This is a genomic window from Actinomadura nitritigenes, assembly GCF_017573545.1.
GTDB classification, from domain to species: domain Bacteria; phylum Actinomycetota; class Actinomycetes; order Streptosporangiales; family Streptosporangiaceae; genus Spirillospora; species Spirillospora nitritigenes.
Map to the genome: position 1 here is coordinate 1 of NZ_JAGEOK010000064.1, position 26,458 is coordinate 26,458.

General features: G+C 74.7%; 21 protein-coding genes. 11 read left to right on the forward strand and 10 right to left on the reverse strand.

Translation table 11 applies throughout. From position 1 onward, the window contains the following. Positions 1-159: 159 nt before the first annotated feature. Positions 160-1,032 (reverse strand): sigma-70 family RNA polymerase sigma factor, encoded by an 873-nt coding sequence (locus J4557_RS47500; RefSeq protein ID WP_208274303.1) that lies wholly within the window; start codon positions 1,030-1,032, stop codon positions 160-162. A gap of 141 nt (positions 1,033-1,173) precedes the next feature. Here J4557_RS47500 and J4557_RS47505 point away from each other — a divergent pair, with 141 nt between their 5' ends. Together J4557_RS47505 and J4557_RS52080 are read left to right on the forward strand one after the other, a co-directional pair. After that, positions 1,174-1,629 (forward strand): carboxymuconolactone decarboxylase family protein, encoded by a 456-nt coding sequence (locus J4557_RS47505; protein WP_208274307.1) that lies wholly within the window; start codon positions 1,174-1,176, stop codon positions 1,627-1,629. 82 nt (positions 1,630-1,711) lie between these two features. After that, a complete protein-coding gene (locus J4557_RS52080; RefSeq protein WP_208274310.1) occupies positions 1,712-3,832 on the forward strand; it encodes a sensor histidine kinase in 2,121 nt (706 codons plus the stop codon). On the opposite strand, the gene J4557_RS47515 is transcribed toward J4557_RS52080, so the two are convergent. Then, entirely contained in the window at positions 3,829-4,434 is a 606-nt protein-coding gene (locus J4557_RS47515; RefSeq protein WP_208274312.1) for a response regulator transcription factor, read from the reverse strand. The two genes, J4557_RS52080 and J4557_RS47515, sit on opposite strands and share 4 nt — an antisense overlap. A gap of 109 nt (positions 4,435-4,543) precedes the next feature. On the opposite strand from J4557_RS47515, the gene J4557_RS47520 reads away from it, so the two are divergent. From J4557_RS47520 to J4557_RS47545, 6 genes are all read left to right on the forward strand, one after another. Continuing rightward, complete coding sequence (locus J4557_RS47520; RefSeq protein WP_208274315.1) at positions 4,544-5,275, forward strand: ABC transporter ATP-binding protein; 732 nt, start codon at positions 4,544-4,546, stop codon at positions 5,273-5,275. Next, positions 5,275-7,692 (forward strand): FtsX-like permease family protein, encoded by a 2,418-nt coding sequence (locus J4557_RS47525; RefSeq protein WP_208274318.1) that lies wholly within the window; start codon positions 5,275-5,277, stop codon positions 7,690-7,692. The genes J4557_RS47520 and J4557_RS47525 overlap by 1 nt, the downstream gene beginning before the upstream one ends. A 478-nt stretch (positions 7,693-8,170) precedes the next feature. Continuing rightward, entirely contained in the window at positions 8,171-9,445 is a 1,275-nt protein-coding gene (locus J4557_RS47530; RefSeq protein ID WP_208274321.1) for a helix-turn-helix domain-containing protein, read from the forward strand. A 323-nt stretch (positions 9,446-9,768) separates the two neighbouring features. Beyond that, complete coding sequence (locus J4557_RS47535) at positions 9,769-10,644, forward strand: peptidoglycan-binding domain-containing protein (protein ID WP_208274324.1); 876 nt, start codon at positions 9,769-9,771, stop codon at positions 10,642-10,644. Positions 10,645-10,691: 47 nt separating this feature from the next. After that, entirely contained in the window at positions 10,692-11,498 is an 807-nt protein-coding gene (locus J4557_RS47540) for a CHAP domain-containing protein (protein ID WP_208274336.1), read from the forward strand. A gap of 13 nt (positions 11,499-11,511) precedes the next feature. After that, complete coding sequence (locus tag J4557_RS47545; RefSeq protein ID WP_208274340.1) at positions 11,512-12,441, forward strand: peptidase inhibitor family I36 protein; 930 nt, start codon at positions 11,512-11,514, stop codon at positions 12,439-12,441. A gap of 100 nt (positions 12,442-12,541) precedes the next feature. Here the strand turns inward: J4557_RS47545 and J4557_RS47550 are convergent, their stop codons facing one another. The 3 genes from J4557_RS47550 to J4557_RS47560 form a co-directional block, all read right to left on the reverse strand. Beyond that, the gene (locus J4557_RS47550; protein ID WP_208274341.1) at positions 12,542-14,233 is read right to left on the reverse strand and encodes a hypothetical protein; all 1,692 of its coding nucleotides are present in this window, start codon (positions 14,231-14,233) and stop codon (positions 12,542-12,544) included. Between the two features lie 142 nt (positions 14,234-14,375). Then, on the reverse strand, positions 14,376-15,362 hold the full coding sequence (locus tag J4557_RS47555) for a hypothetical protein (RefSeq protein WP_208274342.1): 987 nt from the start codon (positions 15,360-15,362) through the stop codon (positions 14,376-14,378). Continuing rightward, positions 15,359-15,949, reverse strand: coding sequence for an RNA polymerase sigma factor (locus tag J4557_RS47560; RefSeq protein ID WP_208274344.1), 591 nt, complete (start codon positions 15,947-15,949; stop codon positions 15,359-15,361). Before J4557_RS47560 ends, J4557_RS47555 begins: the two co-directional genes overlap by 4 nt. A gap of 127 nt (positions 15,950-16,076) precedes the next feature. On the opposite strand from J4557_RS47560, the gene lexA reads away from it, so the two are divergent. Then, positions 16,077-16,748, forward strand: a complete 672-nt coding sequence (gene lexA / locus J4557_RS47565; protein WP_208274357.1) for a transcriptional repressor LexA — start codon at positions 16,077-16,079, stop codon at positions 16,746-16,748. Positions 16,749-16,780: 32 nt separating this feature from the next. Here lexA and J4557_RS47570 read toward each other — a convergent pair whose 3' ends face one another. From J4557_RS47570 to J4557_RS47580, 3 genes are all read right to left on the reverse strand, one after another. After that, a complete protein-coding gene (locus J4557_RS47570) occupies positions 16,781-18,337 on the reverse strand; it encodes an AMP-binding protein (protein WP_208274346.1) in 1,557 nt (518 codons plus the stop codon). Then, positions 18,334-20,052: an N-acyl-D-amino-acid deacylase family protein gene (locus J4557_RS47575; protein WP_208274348.1), complete on the reverse strand. Its 1,719-nt coding sequence runs from the start codon at positions 20,050-20,052 to the stop codon at positions 18,334-18,336. The genes J4557_RS47570 and J4557_RS47575 overlap by 4 nt, the downstream gene beginning before the upstream one ends. A 140-nt stretch (positions 20,053-20,192) precedes the next feature. After that, positions 20,193-21,983 carry an alpha/beta fold hydrolase gene (locus J4557_RS47580; RefSeq protein ID WP_208274350.1) on the reverse strand — a complete coding sequence of 597 codons (1,791 nt, stop codon included), beginning with the start codon at positions 21,981-21,983 and terminating at the stop codon, positions 20,193-20,195. Between the two features lie 359 nt (positions 21,984-22,342). Between J4557_RS47580 and rox the strand changes: the two genes are divergently transcribed. Then, positions 22,343-23,761 carry a rifampin monooxygenase gene (gene rox / locus J4557_RS47585; protein WP_208274353.1) on the forward strand — a complete coding sequence of 473 codons (1,419 nt, stop codon included), beginning with the start codon at positions 22,343-22,345 and terminating at the stop codon, positions 23,759-23,761. A gap of 67 nt (positions 23,762-23,828) precedes the next feature. Here the strand turns inward: rox and J4557_RS47590 are convergent, their stop codons facing one another. After that, positions 23,829-24,674, reverse strand: coding sequence for an NAD(P)H-binding protein (locus J4557_RS47590; RefSeq protein WP_208274355.1), 846 nt, complete (start codon positions 24,672-24,674; stop codon positions 23,829-23,831). A 128-nt stretch (positions 24,675-24,802) separates the two neighbouring features. Here J4557_RS47590 and J4557_RS47595 point away from each other — a divergent pair, with 128 nt between their 5' ends. Next, a complete protein-coding gene (locus tag J4557_RS47595; protein ID WP_208274359.1) occupies positions 24,803-25,186 on the forward strand; it encodes a winged helix-turn-helix transcriptional regulator in 384 nt (127 codons plus the stop codon). A gap of 52 nt (positions 25,187-25,238) precedes the next feature. Here J4557_RS47595 and J4557_RS47600 read toward each other — a convergent pair whose 3' ends face one another. Then, positions 25,239-25,781 carry an SMI1/KNR4 family protein gene (locus J4557_RS47600; protein ID WP_307800619.1) on the reverse strand — a complete coding sequence of 181 codons (543 nt, stop codon included), beginning with the start codon at positions 25,779-25,781 and terminating at the stop codon, positions 25,239-25,241. Positions 25,782-26,458: the final 677 nt, after the last annotated feature.

Here is a 26,458-nt window from a genome sequence, read left to right on the forward strand (position 1 = left end):
GCATGAGGGCCTCCTGCGGTGTCGGCGTAGATGTCGCAATCCACACCGAACCCGGAGGCCCTCCCTCATTCCAAGATCATCCGACCGTGTCCCCGCGTTCACAACCTCCATAGACAGAACAGCTAGCGCTCCGGCCGCGCCGGGGCCGGGCGCCGCGGGTCAGGCGACCCAGGACGGGACGATCCGGCCCAGCCGCGCGGGGTCGGTGAGCCCGCGGATCGCGGTGACGGCGCCGTCCGCGACCGTGAAGGCCAGCACCGTGACCGGCCGTCCGCCGGCGGTGATGAGGACGCCGGGGCGGCCGTCGACGAGCGCGGGATGCCCCACCGCGCCCGGCCGCGCGAACCTGGCCGCCTGCGCCGCGACCTCGGCCGCGCCGCGGACGACGGTGCTCCCGCCGGGCCCGTGCGCGCGCAGCTCGACGTCGGGGGCGAGCACGGACAGCAGCCCGGCGACGTCGCCCCTGCCCGCCGCCGCCAGGAACGCGTCGACGACGTCCCGGGCCGCGGCGCCGGAGCCGGACGCGGGCGCGCCCGACCGCAGCCGCCCGCGGGCCCGGCTGGCGAGCATCTTGGCGGCCGCGGTGCTGCGGCCGAGGACCCCGGCGATCGCGTCGAACGGGACCTCGAACACGTCGTGGAGCACGAACGACACCCGCTCCGCCGGGGTCAGGGCGTCCATGACGACGTAGAGCGCGAGGCCCACGGACTCGGCGAGCAGCGCCTCCTCCTCGGGGTCGGTCGCCGCGTCCGCGGCCGCGTCGAGGGGGAGCGCGCCGACGTCGAGTTCGAGCGGCTGCTCGCGCCGCGTCCCGCGCCTGCGCAGGACGTCCAGGCAGATGCGGCCGGTCACCGTGGTGAGCCAGCCGCGCAGGTCAGCGATCTCGCCGCCGCCGGTGCGGGCGAGCCGCAGCCACGCCTCCTGGACGGCGTCGTCGGCGTCGGAATGGGATCCGAGCACGCGGAACGCCACCGCGTGGAGGTAGGGGCGGTGGGCCTCGAACTCCGCGGCGAGCCGGTCCTCGTCGGTCACGGTCCTCCTCGGTCTGCGGGCGGTGTCACTACCAGGACGCGCGGGGCGCCGCCGAGGTAACGCCCCGGCCCCGGCGTTACCTCCCGCGATGTCCGGACGTCGTAGTGCCGTCCATCGACGGAACCGTTCCAAGGAGGAGCGATGACGGCACGTATCCACGACGCGAAGAGCCGGCCCGACATCACGAAGGGCGTCCAGCTTCTCTTCAAGGAGGTGTACTCGGGCGGCGTGCCGCGCGAGACGCTGGAGCTGGTGCACCTGCGCGCGAGCCAGATCAACGGCTGCAGCGCCTGCGTCGACGCGGGAGCCGCGGCCGCGGCCAAGGCGGGCATCCTCCACGAGAAGCTGATGGGCGTCGCGGCCTGGTACGAGAACCCGCTGTTCGACGAGGCGGAGCGGGCCGCGCTGGCGCTCGCCGAGGCCGCGACCCGGCTGTCCGACCGGCCCGGCGCCGTCACCGACGAGATCTGGGCGGAGGCCGCGCGGCACTACGGCGAGCGGCAGCTCGGGTCGCTGGTGCTGATGGTGGCGATCACCAACTTCTTCAACCGGATCAACACCGCCTTCCGGGTGCCCGCCGGGACCCGCTGGGACTGACCCCGCGCCTCGCCGTCGCGCCGCGCGGCGGGCGGCGGGCCCGCCGCGTGGCAGGATCGTGGCACGCCGAGTAGGTGGGGGTGTGTCCGAGATTGTGGAGGGGCGTTCGCCGGGACGGGCGCGGCTGATCGTCGGGGCCGTGCTGGCGTCGTTCGCGGGGGTGTACGTGCTGGCGGCTCCGGCGCGGACCGAGGGGGCCGTCCGGGTGGCGGCGGCGATCGCCCTGGTGGCGGTCGTCTTCGCCGTCCCGGTGGTGCGGGTCGCCTCGCGGGACGGCCGGTGGCGCTGGGGGATCCCCGTCCAGGCGGCGGCGGCCTACGCGGGCGTGCTGGCGTTCGGCACGTCGCCGGGCATCCTCGGGTTCGCGGCGGGGTCGCTGCTGCTGGCGGGCGCGTGGCCGGTCGCGGCGGCGGTCGTCGGGAGCGCGGCGGTCCTGGGCGGCGCCGACGTGACGATCACCTGCCTGCTCACCGGCCTGGTCGTCTACGGGCTGGTGCGGCTGGCGGACCGGGCGGACGACACCGCCGCGGCGCGGCTGCCGGTGACGCTGGCGGCGGTGGCGCGGGAGCGGCTGCGGATCGCGGCGGAGCTGAACCGCGGGCTCGGGGACGGGCTGCGGGAGATCTCCGAGGGGAGCCGCCGGGCGCTGGAGCGGCCCGAGGCGATCGCGGACGTGCTGGACGTCGCGCGGAGGTCGCTGAACGAGGCGCGGGCCGCGGCGGCGGATTTCCGCAGCATGTCGCTGGCGCCCGAGGCGTCGGCGGCGCGCGCGCTGCTGGAGTCCGCCGGCGTTCGAGCGGAAGTGCGGACGAGCCACGGCGAGCCCCTCGGACCGGCCGGGGCGCTGCTGGCGATGGCGCTGCGCGAGGCGGTCACGGACGTGGTGCGCGTCGGGACGGCGCGGACCTGCGTGATCGAGACCTCGGAGGCGGACGGGTTCGTGCGGCTGCGCGTCGTGAACGACGGCGTCCGCACGGCGGAGCTGGGCGAGGAGGGGCTGGAGGACGCCGCGCGGCGGGTGCGGGCCGCGGGCGGCGCCTTCGCCACCGGGCTCGGCGAGGACGGCAGGTTCGCGGTCGAGGCGTCGGTGAAGGCGGGCGAGCGGCCGGTGAGCCTGCCGGACCGGGCGGCCTACCGGCTGTCGGTGGGCCTGCTGGCGGCGGTGCTGGCGGGGTTCGCCGTCAAGGGGCTGCTCCAGGTCCCGTGGGGCCCGGAGTGGCCGGTCGCGGCGGCGCTGCTCGTCCTCATCGGCGCGGTCCAGCTGTTCTGGACGAGCACCGGACGGCCGAGGGCGTGGGCGCCGTACCTGGCGGTGCTGAGCTTCGCGCCCGTGCCGCTCCTCGGCAAGGCGTGGCTGGGCGTCGCGGGCTTCCTGGTCGGGACGCTGCTGGTGGGCCTGCCGCGCCGGGTCGCGGTCCCGCTGGTCGCCGCGGTGATGGCGGCGGTCGGGGCGGGCGCGTGGGCCCTGCGGCTGGGGCCCGCGGCGGTCACGAACTACGTGATCAGCACGCTGGTCACCGGCCTGGTCGTGTACGGGCTCGTCCGGCTGGCGCGGCTCGTCCGGGACCTGAGGGCGGCCGGGGAGGAGCTGGCGCGGGCGGCGACCGTCCAGGAGCGGCTGCGGGCGGCGCGCGACCTGCACGACCTGCTGGGGCACAGCCTCGCGGCGATCCTGCTGAAGTGCGAGCTGGCGCGGCGGCTCGCGGACGTCGATCCGAAGCGCGCGCGGGCGGAGCTGGAGGAGGTCGTGGCGATGGCGGAGCGGGCCGGGAAGGACCTGGAGACGGCCACCGGCGGCGAGGCCGGGCTGTCGCTGGACGGGGAGGCGCGCTCCGCGCGGTCGGTGCTGACGGCGGCGGGCGTCGAGGTCGAGATGGACCTCGCGCACGGGGAGGTGCCGGACGGGACGTCCGCAGTGCTCGGCACGGTGCTGCGCGAGGCCGTGACCAACGTGCTCCGGCACAGCGCCGCGACGCGCTGCGTCATCGCGACCGCGCAGGAGGAGGGCGTCGTCCGGCTGGTCGTGGAGAACGACGGGCTAGATCCGGCGGCGCCGCGTACGGCGCCCGGATCGGGGATCGGGAACCTCACCACGCGCCTGGCATCGGCCGGAGGGACGCTCAGCGCGCGCGCCGACGGGAAGGGCGGCTTCCGGGTGGAGGCGGTCGTCGGCCAGAGCCGGCCGGGGGAAGGGGCCGGCTAGAGCCAGCCGGCCTCCCGCGCGATGCGGGCCGCGTCGGTGCGGTTGCGGGCGTTGAGCTTGGTGACGGCGGCGGTCAGGTAGTTGCGGACGGTCCCCGCCGACAGGTGCAGCCGCGCGGCGATCTCCGGTGCCTCCGCGCCCTCGGCGGCCAGCCGCAGCACGTCCGTCTCGCGCGGGGTGAGCGGGTTGTCGGCGAGGTCCCAGGCGGTGAGCGCGAGCTGCGGATCGAGGACGCGCTCGCCCGCGGCGACCTTGCGGATCCCGGCGGCGAGCTCGTCCGGCGGCGCGGTCTTCAGCAGGAAGCCGCGGACGTTCGCGGCGAGGGCGCGGCGCAGGTGGCCGGGCTTGCCGTGGCCGGTGAGGATCAGCGTCGCGACGGCGGGGAGGGCCTCGTGCAGGGCGGCGGCGGCCGCGAGGCCGTCCAGGCCGGGCATGTCGACGTCCAGCACGGCGACGTCCGGGCGGGCGGCGCGGGCCGCGGCGAGGACCTCGTCGCCGCGCTCGACCTCGGCCACCACGGTCAGGTCCGGTTCCAGCGACAGCAGGGCCGCCAGCGCGCTGCGCACGACATGGTGGTCGTCCGCGAGGAGCACGTTGATCACGGCTCATGTCTACCAGTGACCGCGTCACGGGCCGGACCATGACGAGGTCACGGGTGACCGGTGACCTGCTCTCTGGCCCGTGAAGCCGCAGGTCAGAAGACTTGTCCCCATGAACGAAGCGGTGCGGATGGACGCGGTCAGCAAGGTGTACGGCAAGGGGAGGAGCGCGGTGGCGGCGCTGCGCGAGGTGTCGGCGGGCATCCCGCGCGGCCGGTTCACCGCCGTGATGGGCCCGTCGGGATCGGGGAAGAGCACGTTCCTGCACTGCGCCGCCGGCCTCGACACCCCGACGTCCGGCAGCGTCCGGCTGGGCGACACCGAGCTGTCGTCCATGAACGAGACGAAGCTGACGGAGCTGCGCAGGCAGCGGGTCGGTTTCGTGTTCCAGGCGTTCAACCTGGTGTCGTCGCTGACGGTCGAGCAGAACATCACCCTGCCGCTGCGGCTCGCCCGTGCGCGGGTCGACAGGAAGTGGCTGGACGAGGTCGTCGCGAGAGTCGGCCTGAGCGAACGCATCGGGCACCGTCCGGCGCAGTTGTCCGGCGGGCAGCAGCAGCGCGTCGCCATAGCGCGCGCGCTCGTGACGCGTCCGGAGGTGGTGTTCGGCGACGAGCCGACCGGCGCGCTCGACACGATGACGGCCCGGGACGTCCTGACCCTGCTGCGCGAGACCGTCGACGTCATGGGGCAGACGGTCGTGATGGTGACCCACGACCCGGTCGCCGCGTCCTACGCGGACACGGTGCTGTTCCTCGCGGACGGCCGGATCGCCGACGCGATGGACGCGCCGTCCAGCGACAAGGTGGCGGCTCGCATGACCCGGCTGGGGGCGTGGAAGTGATGCTCGGAATCGTCCTGTCCACGGTGCGGCACCGCAAGGCCGGGTTCGCGGGGGCGTTCGCTGCCCTGCTGTGCGCGGCGGCGCTGGTGTGCGCCTGCGGGGTGCTGCTGGACACCGGGCTGCGCGGCTCGGTCGCGCCGGAGCGGTACGCCGGGGCGCCGGTCGTCGTGACCGGCGACCAGTTCGTCCACCAGACGAAGATCAAGAAGAAGGGCAAGGTCAAGCACAAGGCCAAGGCGATCGCCGAGCGGGCGTGGCTGCCCGCTTCGGCCGCGGACAGGGTCCGCGCGGCGGGCGCCCGCGGCGTCGTCACCGAGGTGGCGTTCCCCGCGGAGATCGGCGCCGGGCCGGGCGAGTCGTGGGGGCACGGCTGGGAGTCGGCCGCGCTGACCCCCTTCACGCTGCGGGAGGGCCGGGCGCCCGCCGCCCCCGGCGAGATCGTGGTCGACGCGGCGACGGCCCGCGCGAACGGCCTGCACGCCGGGTCGCGGGTGCGGGTCGCGTCCGCCGAACCCGGTTCCTACCGGGTGACCGGCGTGACGCGGCAGTCGCTGAAGGACCAGGCGGCGATCTTCTTCAGCACCGCCGAGGCGCGCCGGCTGGCCGGGCATTCCGGCATGGTCACCGCGATCGGCGCGACCGGTTCCAAGACCGCGATCGCCGGGGCCCTGCGCGGCACCCGCGCCACCGTCCACACCGGCGCGGACCGCGGCCGGGCCGAGTTCCCCGGGGCCGAGCGGTCCCGCGTCAAGCTGATCAGCATGGGCGGCGCGCTCGGCGGGACGGCCCTGCTCGTCGCGATCCTCGTCGTGTCCGGCACGTTCGCGCTCTCGGTGCAGCAGCGGCAGCGGGAGATCGCGCTGCTGCGCGCCGTCGCCGCGACGCCCCGGCAGGTCCGCGGGATGATCGGCCGGGAGGCGCTGCTCATCGGCCTCGCCGCCGGGCCGCTCGGCGCCGCCGCCGGCCTGCCGCTGGCGTTCTGGCTGCGCGACCGGTTCCGCGGCCTCGGCGCCCTGCCCCCGAACCTCGACCTCGTCGTCAGCCCGTTCCCGCCGGTCGCGGCGGCGGTGGCGGCCATCGTCGCGGCCGTGGCGGCGGCCCGGATCGCCGCGCGCCGGACCGCGCGGATCCGCCCGGTGGAGGCGCTCGGGGACGCGGCGCTGGCCCCCGCCCGGCTCGGCGTCGCGCGCACCGCCGCCGGGCTGCTGGTCCTCGCGGGCGCCGCCGTGCTGACGGCCGTCCTCGCGGGCCTGCACACCGAGGCCGCGGCGAGCCCCGTCACGATGCTGACCGCGCTCGCCTGGACGGTCGCCGTCGCGCTGCTCGGCCCGGTCATCGCCCGCGCGGCCGTCGCGGTCCTCGCCGTCCCGCTGCGCGCGTTCCCGGTCGGCGGGCACCTCGCCGCCGCGAACCTCGGCGCGGGCGCGCGGCGCCTCGCGTCCGTGATCACGCCGCTGACCCTGATGACCGGGCTCACCGCCACGATCCTGTTCGCGCAGACCACCACGGGCCGCGCCGCGGTCCACCAGGCGACCGACGGCACCCTCGCCGCGCACGTCGCCGGGCCGAGGATCCCGCACGGCACCGCGGAGGAGATCCGCCGCGCGCCCGGCGTCACCGCCGTGACGGAGGTCGTGCGCAGCACCGTCCGGGTCGGGCTGGAGAACTACGGCGTCCAGGGCGTCACCACGGACGGGCTCGACAGGACCCTGGACCTCGACGTCCGCAAGGGCGACATCAAGGCCCTGGACCCGTCGTCCATCGCGGTCAGCACGACCGCCGCGTCCCGGCTGCACGTCGCCCCCGGCGACACGCTCCGGCTCACCCTCGGCGACGGCACGCCCGCCGCGCTCAAGGTCGTCGCCGTCTACGGGCGCGGGCTCGGCTTCGGCGACCTCACCGTGGCCCACGACCTCCTCGCCGCCCACGTGGACGACCCGCGCGGCACCGTCCTCATCGCGGGCACGCCGCCGAAGGGCGTCCCGACCGTCAGCGCCGCGTCCCTCGCCGAGGACACGGCCTCCGCGAACGCCGAGGTCAACTACATCGCGATGGGCCTGATCATCGCGTTCACCGCGATCGCCGTCGTCAACACGCTGGCGATGTCGACCGCCGACCGGGCCCGCGAGCTCGCCGTGCTGCGGCTCTCCGGCGCCACCCGCCGGCAGATCATGCGGATGCTCGGCGGGGAGACCCTCGCCGTCGTGCTGATCGCCGGCGTCCTCGGCACCGCGATCGCGCTCGCGACGCTCACCGCGTTCGGGCGCGGCATGACCGGCGGCGGGCCGTCCGTCCCGCCGCTCGCGCACCTCGGCGTCATCGCCTGGGGCGGCCTCCTCGCGGCGGCGGCCACGGCGCTGCCCGCCCGCCTCGCGATGCGGGCCCGCCCCGCCGACGCCGTCGGCGCCCGCGAGTGACGTCCGGCCCGTCCCCACGCCGAAGCCGGGCGTGAACGCCGCCGGGCAGGGGTCGCCGCGGGCCGGGCCCGCGGCGACCCCCGTACGGAAGGCGCCGTGCGGAAGGCGCCGCCCGGAGGAGGTCTGGACAGATCGTCGCACCGGTTCTACTTTGATGACGATCGCTCTGGGTGACGCATGATGGTGCGGAGGTCAATGGTGAGCTGAGATCGTGGCGATTGCCAAGGCACGTCGATCGCAACGCACTTTGACCATGGGCTCCCGCAATGGCTGACGAAGCGCAGAACGACCCGCCTACCATTCCGAAACCGGCTGTTGCCGACCCGTTAATCCGCACGTCCCTGCGGTTTCCCGGGTAAGGCCGGTACGTTGACCGCTGCACCCAGTCGCCGAGAGGACCGGCGCTCGCCCGGCACCGTCCGCGCGCGTGCGGACGGTGCCGCGGGGGCACCCATGGCTGGCATGGCTGGATGGTTGCATGGCTCGTCGTGAACGCCCGCTGGACCCGGCGGCAGGCCCGCTGGAGTCGTTCGCGCACGATCTCCGGGCGCTGCGGGTGTCCGCGGGCGAACCGACGTACCGGCAATTGGCGCAACTCGCCGGATACAGCGCCTCGACACTGTCGGAAGCCGCCAGTGGCGTCCGTTTACCGACGTTATCGGTCGCGCTCGCCTTTGTCGGTGCGTGCGGCGGCGATACGGAGGAGTGGGAGAACCGCTGGAAAGAAGTCCACGACGCCGTGCGGGCGCCGGGCGAGGCGGATCCGTGCCCGGCGGAAGGTGACGCCGGCACGGCGGATGAGAACGCCGCCCCGGCGGAACAGGACGCCGGAGAGGCCGTCGTCAAACGGGAGTTCCTGCACGCGGAAGTGCCGAACGAACCGGCGCCGGTGTCGCGGGAATTCCATTCGATCGTCATCGGCCCGGCCGCGGCCGGCGGCACGGCCAGGCGGAACATCGCCGCCGTCACCGCGGCGTGCCTTCTCGCGGCCGGCTGCTTCGTCGCCGGGCTGGCCGTCGGCGGGCAGGACGGCGGCCACGGGGACGCGGGCGGCTGCCCGGTCCTGCCGAAGAACCCGAAGTTCACCGCCACCGCGTACGGCGAGGGGGCGCACGTGCGGTCCGGCGCCGCCCTCGACCGGCCGACGGTGGCGACGTACGCGCCGGGATGCGTCATCGGGTTCACCGGCTTCTGCATCGGCGACAAGGTCACCGACCGGACCGCGGGCATCCCGGACAGCCGCTGGTTCGTCCTCCCGGACGGCCACGTCGTCGCCTCGGCCGTCGTGCACGGGAACCCGCCCACGCACCTCACCCCGTCCGGGTGCGCGGCGGCGCGGCCGGTGCCGAGGAGGCTGACCCTGAAGGCCGTCGGCGCGCCCTCGCAGGACTCCCGGGTCGTCCTCACCGCGACGGGGCCGAACGTCCAGATCGTGGGATTCGCCGCCTACTACGCGGGCGACCCGGCCAGCCCGGGGCTCCGCCTGTGGCACCAGATCGGGATGATCGGCGAGTCCGCGTCCAGCCTGTCGGTCACCTGGCGTCCCGACCGGCTCCCGGCGCCCGTCCGCGCCGGCGACCGCGTCCCCGTGGCGGCGGTCGCCTGCTTCGGCGGCGGCGCCCCGGGCGAGGCGGCGGCCGCGGCGTCGCTGAGGCTGCCCGGCCCCCGCACCGCCGCGTCGCTGGCGTCGCCGTCCACGACGGTCGACGCGTCGGCGCGCGAGGCCGCCTGCAAGTACCCCAGCGCCTCCTGACCGACCCGGCAGCCGCACCGGCCGCCGCGCGCTCCCGGTTCGAGCCCTCGCTCCCCGTTCGAGCCTTCGTTCGCGATGCCCGGCGATGGACCGCCCGCTCGGCCGTACAACGCCGTGCCCACAGGGCCACCTGCCCGCCCCGGTGCTGCCAGCACCCCCTCTGACCTGCCCTTACAGCGGCCGGCTCCAGCGTTCTGACAGACCCTGACAGCTCCGGTGTCCGGGGCTGATTGATCCCGTCCCGCAGGTGTGTCGATCAATCAATGCGGCCGGTAGCAACGAGGGGCCACGAGGAGATCCGACCGAACGGAAGGACGCACCGCATGAAGCTGACGAGGACCCGGGCCGCCGTCACGGCGCTGCTCGCGACCGTCGCGGTATCGGGCGCGGTATCGGGCGGCCTGGCGGCGGGGGCGGTGCGGGCGTCGGCCGCACCGCACGCCGCGCCCGCCGCCCTGCCCGCCGTCGACATGGAGGCCACCGTCCTCGCCGCGCAGATCGACCCGCGGCGCGCCGACGACACGCTGACCCCGGGCGCGAAGGCGTCCGTCCTCGCCGTCGAGCAGGCGCTGCAGGCCCGGCACCTCCTGGACGCCCGCTGGGTCGACGGCTACTTCGGCACCCAGACCGTCGCGGCGTACGCGGCCTACCAGCGCTCCCTCGGATACAGCGGCCTGGCCGCCAACGGGCTGCCCGGCGCGGCGTCGCTCGCGAAGCTCGGGGAGAACCGCTACACCGTCACCCGGAAGATCGGGCCGGGCGCGAAGGTCCAGCGCGACGGGTACACCGTCGACGCCCGCACCCAGGCGATGCTCGCCGAGGCCGAACGGCTGCTCGGCTTCAAGGTCGTCCTGTCGCAGGGCTCCTACAACCCGGGCGGCGACCCCTCGTCCGCCGGCACCCACGACGGCGGCGGCGTCGTCGACATCAGCGTCACCGGGATGTCCGCCGCCACCCGCACGTCCGTGGCGCGCGCGCTGCGCCAGGTCGGCTTCGCGGCCTGGGTCCGCAACCCGAACCAGGGCGACTGGCCCTGGCACATCCACGCCGCGGCGATCAACGACACCGATCTGTCGAGCGCGGCGCAGCACCAGACCGGCGACTACTACCTCGGCCTCGACGGCCTCGCCGACCGGGCCGCCGACGACGGGCCCCGCGTTCCCATCCACACCTGGGAGGAGTACCAGCGCACCCACTGACCAGGCGTCCCAGGCATCTCCGCACCCCCTAGCGAAAGAGGAGACCCATGCCGCACCTGAAGAAGACCCTGACCTTCGCCGGCGCAGCGCTGGCCCTCACCGCGCCCCTCGTGGCCTCCGGCTCGCCCGCGTTCGCGGCGGCCCGCGACGGCGTCTGCGACAGCGGTGAGTTCTGCTACTACTACAACAGCGACGAGGCCGGTTCGATCTCCGACTTCACCGGCTCGATCGGCGACTACGGCGCCACCCAGCCCTCCTGCTACGAATTCAAGGGCGCGGGGAACGGCAAGGGCGTCTGCGTGAAGAACAACGCGGCGTCGGTGTGGAACCGCACGAAGTACACGGTGCGGGTCTACTACAACAGCAATTACGGCGGCGCCCACCAGGACTTCGCGGCCGGCGCGAAGGGCAACCTCAACGCCACGCTGAAGAACAACAACGCCTCGCACCAGATCCTCGACGGGTCGGGGCAGACGCCGCGCAACGACTACGACGGGAACGCGCGCGGGTTCGCGCAGAACAACTGCACCGCCTTCGCGGCGTGGCGGATCGCCAGCCGGCTCGGCGTCCCGAACTTCAGCAACTCGTGGAAGACCACCTGGGGCAACGCGGGCACCTGGGACGACGCCGCCCGCCGGGTCGGCGTGACGGTCAACAAGACCCCGTCCGTCGGCGCGATCGCCGTCAACGACGTCCACAAGGTCGGCCACGTCGCCTACGTGAACAAGGTCTACTCCGACGGTTCGTTCGACGTCGAGGAGTACAACTGGAACAACCCGCTCGCGTACGGCACGCGCTCGCACGTGCACGTGAGCAGCGCCCAGGCCGACTTCCAGTGGATGCTCCACTTCTGAGAGGCGGCCGGAAATGGCGATCCGCACAAGGGTGATGGGCGTCCTGGCCGCCGTGGTGACGGTGCTGGCGGGCGTCGTGGTGGTGGCCGGGCCGGCGTCCGCGGCGTCCCGTGACGGGGCCTGCGACAGCGGCGAGTTCTGCTACTACTTCAACAGCGACGAGGCCGGGTCGGTATCCGACTTCACCAGCTCCCTCGACGACTACGGGACGACCCAGCCGACCTGCTACGAATTCAAGGGCGCGGGGAACGGCAAGGGCGTCTGCGTGAAGAACAACGCGGCGTCGGTGTGGAACCGCACGAAGTACACGGTGCGGGTCTACTACAACAGCAACTACGCCGGAGCCCACCAGGACTTCGCCGCGGGCGCGAAGGGCAACCTCAACGCCACGCTGAAGAACAACAACGCCTCCCACCAGCTCCTCGCGTCGCAGCCCAGCGGATGCAAGACCGACGGGTCCAACACGACGCTGCCGTCCTCGATCCTGGTGTACCGGGTGAGTCTGGGCCGGGTGGACCGGGTCGACTTCAAGACCTACGTCAAGAACGTCCTCCCGAACGAGTGGATCTCGAGCTGGCCGAGCGCCTCGCTGGACGCCGGGGCGATGGCCGTCAAGAGCTACGCCTGGTACTGGGCGCTGCACTCGACCCGCAAGACCTCGGGCGGGGCGTGCTACGACGTCCGGGACGACACGGGCGACCAGGTGTACCGGCCGTCCTCGGCGGTGTCGTCGACGTCCGCCGCCGTCGACCGCACGTGGTCGACCCGGATGACCCGCAGCGGCAACATCCTGATCGCGCACTACTGCTCCACCACGACCGCCTGCGGCGCGTGGGTGGACGGGAACTGGATGTCGCAGTACGGCTCGCGCGACATGGCGAACGCCGGCTCGGACTTCCGGGCGATCCTCCGCCACTACTACCGGGACATCGTCCTCTCCTGACGGTCCCCTCCCGCGCGGCGGGGCGCCGGCGATCCAGCCGGCGCCCCGCCGCCGCACGTCCGTGTCCGGCTCTCGCCGGTCGCCAGAGCGCGCGGTCCGGTCAGCCGCGGATGGCGTACGCCCGGATCACCGTCTGGTCGAGGACCCCCGGCACGGAGGCCCGCAGGGAGACGAAGCCCGCCCGCGGGTTGATGACGGTGCCGGTCCAGGCCGCCTTCCCCGCGCGGGTCACCGCGACGGCCTTCCACGTCCTGCCGTCATCGGACGACGCCCACAGCTTCGGACGGGCGGCGCCGGTGCGGTCGGTCGTGACGGTGATCCGCTGCCGCGCGCCCGCCTTCGCCCTCGCCGACGTGTCCAGCGCGGTGCGGTAGGCGAGGGACGGCAGGGGGATCGCCTGGCCGTCCCGGACGGTGAAGTGCCACACCGCGTGCTGCCGGACGGCGAGCGGCGACTGGGGTGCGGCGCGCTTCTCGTCCACCGTGAGGGTGTAGTCGCCGGGCTTCGGCGCGGGCCAGTTCCAGGCGGCGCCGGGCTGCCCGTAGGTGCGGACGACCCTGCCGCTCGCGTCCCGCAGGACCGAGGTCCCGGTCGCCCCCGCGTACGGCGCCATGTAGCTCGCGCCGTTCGCCGTCGAGTGCATGCCGATCGTCAGGGCCGGCTCGCCGCCGTCCCCGGTCTCGCCCCAGATGACCAGCCCCTTGCGGGGGCCGAACGGAGCGGGGGTCAGGCGGCGCTGGACCGGGCCCGGCTTCGGGAAGCGCTCGTCGCGCTGCCACACCTCCGTCGTCTCGAACCCGAAGCCGCAGTCCGGCGTGGTGTTCATCCAGTCGAGGTTCCAGTCGACGCCCGGCGAGTAGTACTCGGTGCGGGTCGCGGGGGCGGCGCCGACGCCCGTGAAGAAGCCGATCTGGACCCCGGGGTCCGGCCAGGCGGGCGTGGCGTGGCCGCCGACGCAGGCGGGGCGGCCCTCGGTGCCGTACGTGGTCCTCACCGCCGCCATGTCCTTGGTGCGCACGTGCAGGCCCGGCTTCCGCGGCACCCCGCCCGGGTGCCGGACCACCGCGTTGTAGACGTACGGGCTGCCGCTCTCGGCGCCCCCGCGGGTGAAGACGCCCTGCAGGTCGAAGGACAGCCCCGGGACGCGGCCGGTGGGCGTGACGTAGGCGTTCCTCAGCCCCATCATCTGCGACGTGACGACCGGCGCGCCCGCGATCTCCTGGACGACGCGGACCTCGCCGTCCACGAGGCCCGCGCCGGCGCGGTCGACGGTCGCCGCGATCGGCCGGGCCTCGCGCGCGTCGAGCACCACCCCGGCGGCCTTCGCGACGTCCACCTCCGGCCGGTAGACGAGGGCCGTGGACGTCGTGCCGTCCGGCCCGGCCGTGGCGACCCGGCTCAGCACGGCGTAGCGGCCCGCCGGGACCTCGCCCTCGACGCGGCCGTCCCGCACCTCGGCATAGAACGGGTCGTCGCCGTTCAGCGGGTAGAGGTCGACGGACGTCGGGTCCGCGGGCGCCCTGCCGTTCCGGTCGAGCACGGTGAACGCGACCTTGACGCCCTTCCCGGCGCTCAGCCGCCGCGCCTTCGCGGGCCGCTGCGCGCCCTTCGTCACGGCCTCGTGCCGCAGGCCGTGCGGGTAGCGGCCCTCGACATCGGACGCCGCTTGCGTCGCCGCCACCCGGCCCGCCGAGGCCCGGCCGGGGTCGTGAGCCGCCGCCGCGACCGTCGCGACCGCGGTGACGGCCGCGACCGACACCGCGGCCACGAGGAGCGTCTTCTTCTCGGCCAAGGGATCTCCCTCCAAGGAAACGGCCGGCGCGGTGCGCCGGCCTCGCGGGGGACATGTCCGGGCCCGGGAGATCGTTTCAATGCGGGACGCCCCGTTCCCCACGCTGGGGAACGGGGCGTCCGGCGAGGGGCGTCCGGTGCGGTCAGGGCGCGGACGGCGAGCCGGGGGCGGCGGTCGGCGCCGCCGGGGGCGCGGCCGATGAGGCGTCCTCGGTCGGCTTGGGGCCGACGAAGAGCATCACCTGTCCGTCCGCCCACGGGACGGCGTCGTGCACGTACCAGTTCCCCGGCACCTGCCCAGGGCGGCGGACCTGGCTCTCGTTGCCCACCATCACCCGGTACTCGGGGACGGTGACCTTCCGCTTCGCCAGAGCGGCCAGCACCTCCGACACGTGCCGCCCCCGGTAGGTCATCCCGTGCATGGCCTCGCCGCGCGCGGTCGCCTGCGCGGAGCTCTCGTACTGCTCGCCGTGGCGTGCCGCGCGCCCGAAGACGATCGTGGCGGTGCCCGTGTAGCCCTTCCGGATCCGCACCCCCACCGTGCAGTCGTCGCCGCCGCTCGCGACCTCGCAGGCGCCCTTGACGCGGATCTCGGAGACGTCGCCGGGGCGCGTCCCCTCGCTGGTGTCCTCCATCACCACGGTCCCGACGATCGAGGGCGAGACGGGCACCAGGCTCAGGCTGACGTGCAGGCCGTGCGCGGCGAACTCCTGCTTGTACCGCGCGGGGTCGGCGTAGGGGTCGCGGATCCGCACGTCGATGTGGCCGCCCTTGGGGGTGAAGCTGAGCGCGGCGGCGAGCTGCACCCGCCCGTGCGTGCTCCCGGACGGCGCGGGCCGTCCGGGGTCGCGCCCGGGATTGCCGGAGCCCCCGGACTGCGTGACGAGCGCGGCGGCGACCGCCGCCGCGGCGACCCCCGTGGCCAGCAGCGGCAGGCCGACGGTGAGCCGCCGGCGCGCCCGGCGCCGGGGGGCGGCGGCGGGCTCCACCGCGGGCTCGGCGGCCTCGGCGGGCGCGGTGAGGATCCGCCCGGCCAGGTCGGCGGCGGTCTCGTCGGTGAGCAGTTCGGCGGCGCGGGCGTCGGTGACGGGGGCGAGGCGGCCGATGAGCGGGTCGATGTCGTGGTTCATGCGCGTTCTCCGGTGATGGCCGCTGCGGGCATGGCGTGAGCGTTCGGGGCCTGGGCCCCCTGCCGGTCCAGGGCGCGGGCGAACCGGCGGCGGGCCCGGTGCAGCCGGATCCGGACCGCGTTGCGGGAGCATCCGAGCACCGCGGCGATCTCGCCGTGGTCGAGGCCCTCCCAGCCGACCAGCGACAGCAGCTCCCGGTCGTTCTCGGACAGCTCGCCGAACGCCGCCGCGATCGCGGCGAGCTCGCCGTCCGGCGGCGGCACACGGTGCGCCGCGAGGTCGCCGCGCAGCCGCCCCGCGAGGTCGCCGACCAGCGCCGACCGGCGCCGCTCGCCCCGGTGGTGGTTGGCCAGCACGCGGCGGGCCACGCCGTACAGCCACAGCCGGGCCGCCTCGCCGCGCGGCACGTCGTCCAGCCGCCGCCAGGCGACCAGGAACGTCTCGGCGAGCACGTCCGCCGCGTCCTGCGGATCGGCCGTGCGGCGCAGCGCGTAGCCGAGGATCCCGGCGCGGTGGGCCGCGTAGACGTGCTCGAAGCGGCGCCGCCGTTCGTCGGACGGGGGCGGGGCCTCCGGGGTGTCTGACACGTGGGTTTCCTCTCGCCGTGCGGACCGGACGACCACCACATGTCCGGCGGCGGCCGAGCATTTCACCGCCGCCCGGCGGGCGGCGCCGCCCGCGCCTCCACCCGCGCGGGCTCCCGGGACCCCTACAATTCCGCGGGTGGCCGCCTATCACGATCATGATGCGTTCGAGGGCCTGGACGTCTCCGCCCTCCCGCCGCGCCAGCAGCGGATCCTGGCCACGATCCGGGACTGGGTCGTCCGGTACGGCTACCCGCCGAGCACCCGGCAGATCGGCGACGCGGTCGGCCTGCGCTCATCGTCGTCGGTGTCGCGGCACCTCGCCAGCCTGGAGGACAAGGGCTTCCTGCGCCGGGGCGCCGCCGTCGCCCGGCCGATCGACGTCCGGTCCTTCCTGCGGGACGCGCCGGACGAGGCGCCCGCCGGGGACTCGGTGCCCGTCCCGGTCGTCGGCGACATCGCCGCCGGCGTGCCCATCACCGCCGAGCAGCACGCCGACGACATGCTCGCGCTGCCCCGCGAGCTCGTCGGGCGCGGCACCGTCTTCGCGCTGCGGGTGCGGGGCGACTCGATGATCGAGGCCGCGATCTGCGACGGCGACACCGTCGTGGTCCGGCAGCAGCCCGAGGCGCACTCGGGGCAGATCGTCGCCGCGATGATCGACGGCGAGGCCACCGTCAAGGTCTACCGGCGCCGCGGCGGGCACGTCCTCCTCGAACCCCGCAACCCCGCGTACGACGTCATCGACGGCGACCGCGCCGTCGTCCTCGGCATCGTCGTCTCGGTCCTGCGCAGCGTCTGAGCCGGCGCCGCCGCGCCCGGAACCCGGGCGGCTCAGGACGAGACGACGGTGCGCGCCCACGCGTAGTCGGGCTTGCCGACGGGCGTGCGCCGCACGGCGTCCACGAAGCGGTAGGCGCGGGGCACCTTGTAGCCCGCGAGCCGCTCCCGGCAGTGCGCGGTGAGCGCCTCCTCGCTTGCGGGCGCCCCGTCCGCCCAGGTCACGACGGCGGCGACGCGGTGGCCGAACCTCGGGTCGGCGGCGCCGACGACCACGGCGTCCGCGACGGACGGGTGGCCGCGCAGGACCGTCTCGACCTCCTCCGCGAACACCTTCTCGCCGCCGGTGTTGATGACCAGCGAGCCCCGGCCCAGCAGCGTGACGGTGCCGTCGTCCTCGACGCGCGCGTGGTCGCCCTGCAGCGCCCACCGCGTGCCGCCGGGGTCGCGGACGAACGTCGCCGCGGTCTTCGCCTCGTCGCCCCAGTACGCGAGGGGGATGCGGCCGGTGCGGGCCACCAGCCCCTCGGCGCCGGGCGGCACCGGGCGCAGGTCGTCGCCGAGGACCGCGAAGCCGGGGGCGAGCGCGAAGCGGCCGTCGCCGACGCTGACGCCCATCGCGCCGGTCTCGGTGCCGCCGAGGTTGTCGGAGACGTACACGCCGGGCAGCGCGGCCGACAGCCGCTCCTTGACGCCGGACGACAGCGGCGCGCCGCCCGACCCGAACCCGACGATCTCCAGGTCCGGGTGCGCGCCGGTGGCCAGCTCGTCCGCGACGGGCCCGGCCATCCCGTTGCCGACCAGCATGAACACCTGGCTGCGCTCGCGGGCGGCGAGTTCCAGCGCGCCCCGCGCGTCGAAGTGCCGCCCGGTCCACAGGATCGCCGTGCCGCCCGCGGTGAGGGCGATCAGCGTCATCCACTGGCCGCCGCCGTGCATCAGCGGGGCGTGCACCTGGACGCGCAGCGGCTCCCGCTCGGCGCATCCGGCCAGCTCCTCGGGGGACGCGATGACGGAGCCGCCGCCGTAGGCGCCGCCGCCCAGGGCGGCGAAGAACAGGTCCTCCGACCTCCAGAGGACGCCCTTGGGCAGGCCGGTGGTGCCGCCGGTGTAGAGCAGGTAGGGGTCGTCGGGCGAGCGCGGCCCGAAGCCCCCGTCCGGGGACGCGGCGGCCAGCGCCTTCTCGTACTCGGCGTCGGACGGCGGCCCGTCGCCATCGTCGATGGCGACGGTGTGCCGCAGCAGCGGCAGCCGGTCGCGGTCGACGCCGCCGAGCAGGGACCGCTCGGCGACCAGCGCGACGCAGCCCGCGTCGCCGAGCAGGTGCGCCAGCTCGCCCGCGACGTACCGGTAGTTGACGTTGACGGGGGTGGCGCGGAGCTTGAAGCAGCCGAGCATCGTCTCGACCCACTCGGCCCGGTTGTAGGCGAGGATCCCGACGCGGTCGCCCGGCCGCACGCCCGCGCCGGCCAGGTGGTGCGCCACGCGGTTCGCGCGCGCGTCCAACTCGGCGTACGTGAGCCGGACGGGCCCGGCGACGAGCACGGTGCGGTCCGGGCAGGCGCCGGCGACCACCTCGAAGAGGTCCGCCAGGTTGAGGCAGCGCGTCACGGACGCGCTCCCCGGACGAGCCGTCCCGGCAGCTCGCCGGTGTGCTCGCCGTCCGCGAAGACCTGCGTCCCGGAGACGAACGTCGCGAGGTACCCGTCGGCCCGCTGCACCAGCCGCCGCCCGCCCGCGGGCAGGTCGTACAGCATCTCCGGGCGGCGGTTCGCGACCCGGTCGAAGTCGATGAGGTTGAGGTCGGCCTTCTTGCCGGGCGCGATGACGCCGCGGTCCTCCAGCCCGTACAGCCGGGCCGTGTCGCGGGTCATCAGCCGCACGACGTGCTCCAGGGGCAGCTTCTCGCCGCGCCGCCGGTCCCGCGCCCAGTGGCTCAGCATGGTCGTGGGCAGCGACGCGTCGCAGATGAAGCCGCAGTGCGCGCCGCCGTCGCCGAGCCCGAGGACCGCCCGCGGATGGGTGAGCATCTCGCGGACGGGGTCGAGGCTGCGCTCGGAGTAGTTCAGCAGCGGCAGCAGGAGCAGGTTGCGGCCGTCGTCCTCCAGCAGCAGGTCGTACAGCATCTCCAGCGGGTCGCGGCCGGTCGCCGCCGCGCGGGCCGCCACCGAGTCGTCCGGCGCGGGCTCGTAGTCGGGACGGTCGCCGTCCAGCGGGAACAGCCGGTCCAGGCAGCCGCGGACCATGGCGGCGAGGAGGTCCTCCTGCGGCGGGCGCTCGGCGAGGATCCGCGCGCGGACGTCCGGGTCGCGCATCCGTGCCACCCGCTCGGGCAGCGGGCGCAGCGCCAGCTCGGACACGTACGTCGGATGGTCGCCGAACGCGTGCAGCGTCTCCAGGCCGATCAGCATCCCGAACGGACGCCCCGCCACCTGCGGGTACAGCCGCGCGTCGGTGCCGGCCGACAGCCGCATCAGCTCGCGCCACAGGTCCGGCGCGGCGTCGACCTGGAGCAGCGCGAATGACACCGGGCGGCCGATCGCCTCCGCCAGCCGCCGCATCCACCGGACCTCGTCCGGCGGGGAGTTGACGTCCTCGCCGGCCGCGCCCACGGGCGCGATCTCGTACACCCCGGCGTCCAGCTCGCGGAGCGCCTCGCCGATCCCGAACAGCTCGTCCTCGGCCGCGTAGGTGCCGGGCACCGGCTCGCCGTCGATCGCGCGGTGGGCGAGCGTGCGGGAGGTGGTGAAGCCCAGCGCCCCGGCGGCCACGCCCTCCTTGACGATCGCCTTCATCGCGGCGATGTCGTCGGCGGTGGCGGGCTCGTTGCGGGCGCCGCGCTCGCCCATCACGTACGCGCGGACGGCGCCGTGCGGGACCTGCGCGCCGAGGTCCATGGTGCGGGGCGTCCGTTCCAGCGCGTCGAGGAACTCAGGGAAGCTCTCCCACTCCCAGGTGATGCCCTCGGCGAGCGCGCTGCCGGGGATGTCCTCGACGCCCTCCATCAGCCCGATCAGCCAGGCGTGCCGGTCGGGCCGGGCGGGCGCGAACCCGACGCCGCAGTTGCCCATGACGGCCGTGGTGACCCCGTGCCAGGACGACGGCGCCAGGATCGGGTCCCAGGTGGCCTGCCCGTCGTAGTGGGTGTGGATGTCCACGAACCCGGGGGTGAGCAGCGCGCCGTCCGCGTCGACCGTGCGGCGGCCGGGCCCGGCGCCGGGGTCGACGGCGGTGATCCGGCCGCCGGTGACGGCGACGTCGGCGGGGTAGGGGGGTGCGCCGGTGCCGTCCACGACCCGGGCGTTCCTGATCACCAGATCATCCATCGGGGTCACTCCTCGCGGCGCTCGCCCCATTTGAGACTTATGTCTAGATCTGCGTCTTGCACCGAACAAGCGATTGGCCGGTACCTGTCATCGTGCCGCCGCGTCCCCTCCCGGACAAGGGCCCGCCGGCGGCCGGCCGCTCATGTGCCGGCGATCGCCCGGGCCACCTCTTCCGGATGGGTCAGCTGGGGATGGTGGCCCGCGCCGGCGATGACCGTCACGGTGACCTGCGGGAGCGCGTCCAGCAGCGCCCGCCCCTCGGGGGTGGGCGGATCCTCGGAACCGACGATGACGTGCACGGGCCCGGAGTGCCGGCGCAGCCCGGCGCGGAGGCCGTCCCGCCATCGCGGGTCCGCGGTCTCGGCGAGGTACCGGGCGGTGGCGGCGGCGACGGAGCCGCGGCGGAGGTCCGCCGCGCTCGACTCCAGCGCGGGCGCGTGCGCCGCCGTGCCGGTGAGCCGTGTGGCCAACGCCCCGGACGACGCGCGCCGCAGATACAGGCGGGCCGGCGGCGCCCAGCGGGCGAGGCGGGCAGGACGCGCCTGGAGGAAGAACGGCGAGACGAGGGTGAGCCGCTCCACCGCCTCCGGATGGGCGGCCGCCGCCTCGACGGCCGCCGCCGCACCGAGGGAGTGGCCCACCAGATGGCGGGCGCCCGAGCCGGTCACGAGCGCGGACAGCCAGGCGGGCCAGTCGTCGCGGCGGCCGGCGCTCATCCCCAGTCCCGGCAGGTCGACGGCGCGGGCGCGGCCCAGCGCCGCGACCACTGGAGCCCAGGTGTCGGCGTTCACCGGCAGCCCCGGCAGGACCACCGTCGGGGCGTCCGGCTCGCCCAGCTCGAACGTCCGCACCCCGGCGGGCGCCGTGAACCGCCGTCCGCCGCCCCCGGCCTCCCCGAAGCGGTGCGCGGCCAGGTGGTCGGCCCAGCGGCGGATCGTCGTGGCGGTGTCCGGCATGGCCAGCCCGTGGCGCGCGGCGAACGCGGACGCCGAGGCGGTCGGGTACCGGTCCTCCGACAGGAACGTCAGCGTCTCGGGGTCGGCCTTGGTGAGCGACCGGGGCAGGCGCCTGACCAGGGACACCGGGATCCGCGCGCGGGGCGCCCGGACCCGGTAGTGCTCGGCGACGAGCGCGAGGAGGTCCGGCAGGGCGGGCGTGGCGTCGTCCAGCGGCCAGTAGGCGGTGCCTTCGGCGTCCTCGTCCTCCGGGAGCAGCGTCATGAACCGGGCGAGGTGGTCGACCGCGACCACCGGGACGAACGTCCGCGCGTTCCCCGGCACCGCCGCGAGCGAGCCCGTCCAGAGGTCCCGCACGGTCGACGCGAGCCCCAGGTACTGGTCGGACTCCCCGGTGCTGCTGTCACCGACGACGCTGGGCGGGTTCACGATCGACCACGGGACGCCCAGCCGCGCCGCCTCCGCCTGGAACAGGGCGTCCGCCTCGGCCTTGGACGCCTCGTACGCGCCGAGCGCCCGGTAGGTCTCCCGCCGCCGCTCCTCGCTCCACACGGCCGGGTCCTGCCCGCCGACGCGGTACCCCGAGACGTGCACCAGGCGGCGCAGGCGCGGCAGCCGCGCCGCGAACGCGACGATCGCGCGCACGCCGTCGACGTTCGCGCGGCGCGCCTCGTCGGCGGGCATCCCGAACCGGTAGGCGCCGGAGCAGTTGTAGACCTCGGTGACGCCCTCGCAGCCGTCCTCGACCAGCGCCGGTGCGGTGAAGTCGGCCCGCAGGTCGGCCGGGGGCTCGCCGTGCCCGTGCTCGTCCAGCCACCGGACGAGCCGCCGGTAGGACTCCGGGCTCCGGTTCGCCGCGCCGGCCCGGACGCCGGCCCGGCCGAGCGCGAGGACCAGGTGGCGCCCGATGAAGCCGCTCGCGCCGAACACCAGCGCGTACCTGTCCCCGCCGCCGTCTCTCTGGGTACTGACCATGGGGAAGATAGTAGACCGGTCTACCTATTCGTCAAGCGCGGCGGCGTGCGGTGGTGGCCCTCGGGGCCGTCGAAGAGGGGGCGTCGGGGGGTGCGCGTCGGGGGGGGGGCGTCGGGGTGCGCGTCGGGGTGCGCGGAGCGGGAACGGCGGCGCGTCTCGGCAGACGAAAAATGGCAGGGAGAAAACATCTCCCTGCCACTATCAATCTATAGCGCACAGGGGGCCTTGCGGCAAGACCCGGGTCATGGCGCAGAATCGACGGCCGGTGCCGGAATCCGCAGCAATTCAGCATGTTCACGTGGCTGAACCCTGCGGTCGAACGGCCGGAAATCACCACGGTGAACGGGGGAATTGAATTCATGTTCGATGTGATCATCGCCGGTGGCGGCCCCACCGGCATGATGCTGGCCGGCGAACTGCGGCTGCAGGGCGTGCGCGTGCTCGTCCTGGAGAGGAACGCCGAGCCGGCCCCGTACGTCCGGGCGCTCGGGATCCACGTCCGCAGCATCGAGGTGATGGACCAGCGCGGCCTGCTGGACCGGTTCCTCGAGCACGGCCGCAAGTACCCGCTCGGCGGGTTCTTCGCCGGCATCACCAAGCCGTCGCCCGAGAACCTGGACACCACGCACCCCTACGTCCTCGGCATCGCGCAGACCGTCACCGACCGCCTGCTGGAGGAGCACGCCGCCGAATCCGGCGCCGAGATCCGGCGCGGTCGCGAGCTGACCGGGCTGAGCCAGGACGACGACGGGGTGACCGCCGAGCTGGCCGACGGCACCCGGCTGCGCGCCCGCTACCTCGTCGGATGCGACGGCGGGCGCAGCACGGTCCGCAGGCTGCTCGGCATCGGGTTCTCCGGGGAGCCCGCGAGCAAGGAGACGCTGGTCGGCGAGATGGAGGTGACCGAGGACCCCGAGAAGCTCGCCGCCGTCGTCGCGGAGATCCGCAAGACCGAGCTGTTCTTCGCCGCCGGGCGCCTGGAGAACGGGCTGTTCCGGCTCATCGTGCCCGCCGCGGGCGTGACCGAGGACCGCAGCGTCCCGCCGACCCTCGACGAGTTCGCGCGGCGGCTGCGGGCGTACGCGGGCACCGACTTCGGCGTCCACTCGCCGCGCTGGCTGTCCCGGTTCAGCGACGCCACCCGGCTCGCCGACCGCTACCGGGACGGCCGGGTCCTGCTGGCCGGCGACGCGGCGCACGTCCACCCGCCGCTCGGCGGGCAGGGCCTCAACCTCGGCGTCCAGGACGCGTTCAACCTCGGCTGGAAGCTCGCGGCGGAGGTCGCCGGCCGGGCGCCGGACGGGCTGCTGGACAGCTACGGCACCGAGCGCCGCCCGGTCGCCGCCGAGGTGCTGAACAACACCCGCGCGCAGGGCGTGCTCATGTCCAGCGAGCCCGGACCGCGGGCGGTGCGCCGGCTGATGGCGGAGCTGATGGACTTCGAGGAGGTCAACCGGTACCTGGTCGAGAAGATCATCGCGACCGGCGTCCGGTACGACCTCGGCGGGGGGCACGAGCTCGTCGGCCGCCGGATGCCGGACGTGGAGCTCAAGCCCGGCCGCCTCTACGAGCTGATGCGCGACGGCCGCGGGCTGCTGCTCGACCGGACCGGCCTGCTCTCCGTCGCGGGATGGGAGGAGCGCGTCGGCCACGTCGTCGACGACCGCCTGGACGTGCCCGCGGCGCTGCTGCGGCCGGACGGCCACGTGGCGTGGGTCGGCGACGACCAGGGGGACCTGCTCGACCACCTGCCTCGATGGTTCGGCGCCGCCGCCTGAGCCCGGCTGTCGGCTGAGCCCGGCCGGGGGTGGTCCGTCCCACGGGACGGGGCCGCCCCTCGGCCGGTCAACGGAACGCGGCGACGTGGGCGCGCACCCAGTCCGCGTACGTCCGGGGCGCCCGCCCCAGCACCTTCTCGACGTCCGGGCTGACCCGCTGCTCGGCCGGGGTCGGCGCGCCCAGGACGGCCAGGGTCGTCTCGGCCACGTCGGCAGGCATGAAGTTCAGCATCACCGCCCGCGCCTCGTCCGGGGTCAGCTCCGCGAACCGGACCGGCTCGCCCAGCACCGCCCCGATCGCCTCCGCCTGCTCCCGCGGCGTGATCGGAACGGGCCCGGTCAGCTCGTGGATCCGCCCGGCGTGCCCGTCCTCGCGCAGCGCCGCCGCGGCGACCTCGGCGATGTCGCGCGGGTCGACGGTCGGCAGCGCGACGTCGCCGAACGGCGCCCTGACGGTCCGCTCGGCGCGCACCGACGGGACCCAGGCGTAGCTGTTGGACGCGAAGTTCCCCGGCCGCAGGATCGTCCAGTCCAGGCCCGATCCGCGCACGGCCTCCTCGATCGCCAGCAGGACGACCCCGTGCGACGCCGAGTCCGGGCGCGTCACCACCCCCAGCGAGGACAGCAGCACCACCCGTCCGACGCCGGCCTTCTCGGCGGCGGCGAGGATCTCGCCCGTCCGCAGCAGGTGCGCGCTGGGGCCGCCGCTCTGCAGGAACAGCGCGTCGGCGCCGTCGAACACCGGGCGCAGGCTCGCGGCGTCGGCGAGGTCCGCCTTCCGGTGCTCGACGCCGTCGGGCACGTCCGCCTCCGTGATGTTCCGGGACGTGGCGGTCACCTTCTCGCCCGCCTCCGCGAGCACCCGCACCAGCGCGCTGCCGACGTTCCCGGTCGCTCCGGTAACAACGATCACGATGGGTCTCCTGCCGTTCATTCCGCTCGAACGAGCGGTCCGTGATGGACGCCGGAGACGCTAACATCCTGAAGATAGTAGGTACCTACAGGAAAGTGACTACCTCAGAGGGGATCCGCGTGACCGAGATGACGTGGGACGCCGCGGCCCGGTCGGCCGACCCGGAGCAGGCGTGCCCGATCGCGCCGGTCGTCGACATCGTGTTCAGCCGGTGGACGACCCCGATCCTGTGGACGCTCCACCAGGACGGCCGGCAGCGCTTCGTCGAGCTGCAGCGGCGGATCGCCACGATCACGCCCAAGGTCCTGACCCAGCGCCTGCGGCAGCTCGAACGCGACGGCCTCGTCGTGCGCACCTACCATCCCGAGGTCCCGCCCCGGGTCGAGTACGAGATCAGCGACCTCGGCCGCAGCCTCGCGCCGCTCTTCGCCCATCTCGCGGAATGGGCGTCCGCCAACCTCGAAAAGGTCGACCGGGCCCGCCACGACTACGACGAGGACCCGGCCCACTGAAACCGCCGGTTCACTTCTGGCGGATCGCGTGACCAAAGGCGGGACGCGCCGTTCAGCGGCACATGGCGTCGATGTAATCGGAGAAATGCGGGAACTCGGCTCGGGCGTCGCCGACGATCCGGACCGGGGAGCGGTGGCGGCCGGGCGCGTGGCGTTCGGCGATCGCGCGGAAGGCGTCGTTCGGCTCCGCCGGTGACTCCGGGTCCTCGAACGCCTCGGCGGGCCCCAGCCCGGCGGCGAAGAGCCAGAGCAGGTCGCCGAGGTCGCGCGCGAGCACGCTGCGCTCTCCCTCGGAGCCGAGGTGGACGACGGGCTGCTCCGTGACCGGCGCGCCGGGCCGCACCAGCCAGAAGCCGGTGTAGTCGCCGGCGCCGGTCTTGCCGAAGAAGCGGAACTCGCCGCCGTCGACCTCCATGTTGCCCGTCCACAGGCGGAACCACCACGCCGTCCGCTCGGGCTCCTCGAACCTGTCGAACGGCTCGAAGTCGCAGCCGCGGGCCTCGTCGGTCTCCTCGTCGTACTCCCAGTCGAAGCCGATCTCGACCACTTCGGCCAGGGGAGCGGGCAGGGCCAGAGCGTCAGATGTGTGCGCCACCCCGGCAGGCTAGGCGATCACCTCGCCGTCCGCAGCCCCGCACGGGCCTCGCCAGGGACATCCAAGACCCAAACACGCCAGCCGGCGAGCAGAGAACCACGCCACGAAGCGCCCGAAGTGACACGCGGGACGAACCCGCCGGTCTCCCAGCGGGTCTGCGGCGGCTGCCTGGTTTCCGAGTGGGGGCGCAGGCCGTCGACCTCGCGGATGGGGGTTGATCGTCTTCATCAGCCGTTCGATCTCGCCACGGCCGTGGCTCGCCTGCGGGTGAACACCGGCTGAACCCGTGCCGGAATGCCGGCGCCGTGGTCAACGCTGAGGGCGCTTCGAGGTCGACGGCGTATCCGCTCTGTCCGGTGATGATGACCTGGCCGAGAACACCGGCCAGGTCATCGCCGCCCCGAACACGCGACGGCAGCCATCCCGGACTTCACCACAACCTGATCAACCGCTCGAACCAGCAGCAATGCGCCTCAGATCGCGAGCTACAGCTGTCGCGACGAAGAGCGTGTCTCACGTGGATTTGACCGCCGGTGTGCGGCATGATTTCGGGGCATGTCGTCGGATCTTGCGCTGCGGCTGGTGCCGGACGAGTTGTGGGCGATTGTTGAGCCGTTGATTCCGGGGTTCACGCCGCGTCGGCAGGGTGGCGGGACGGCGCCGGTGGATGATCGGGC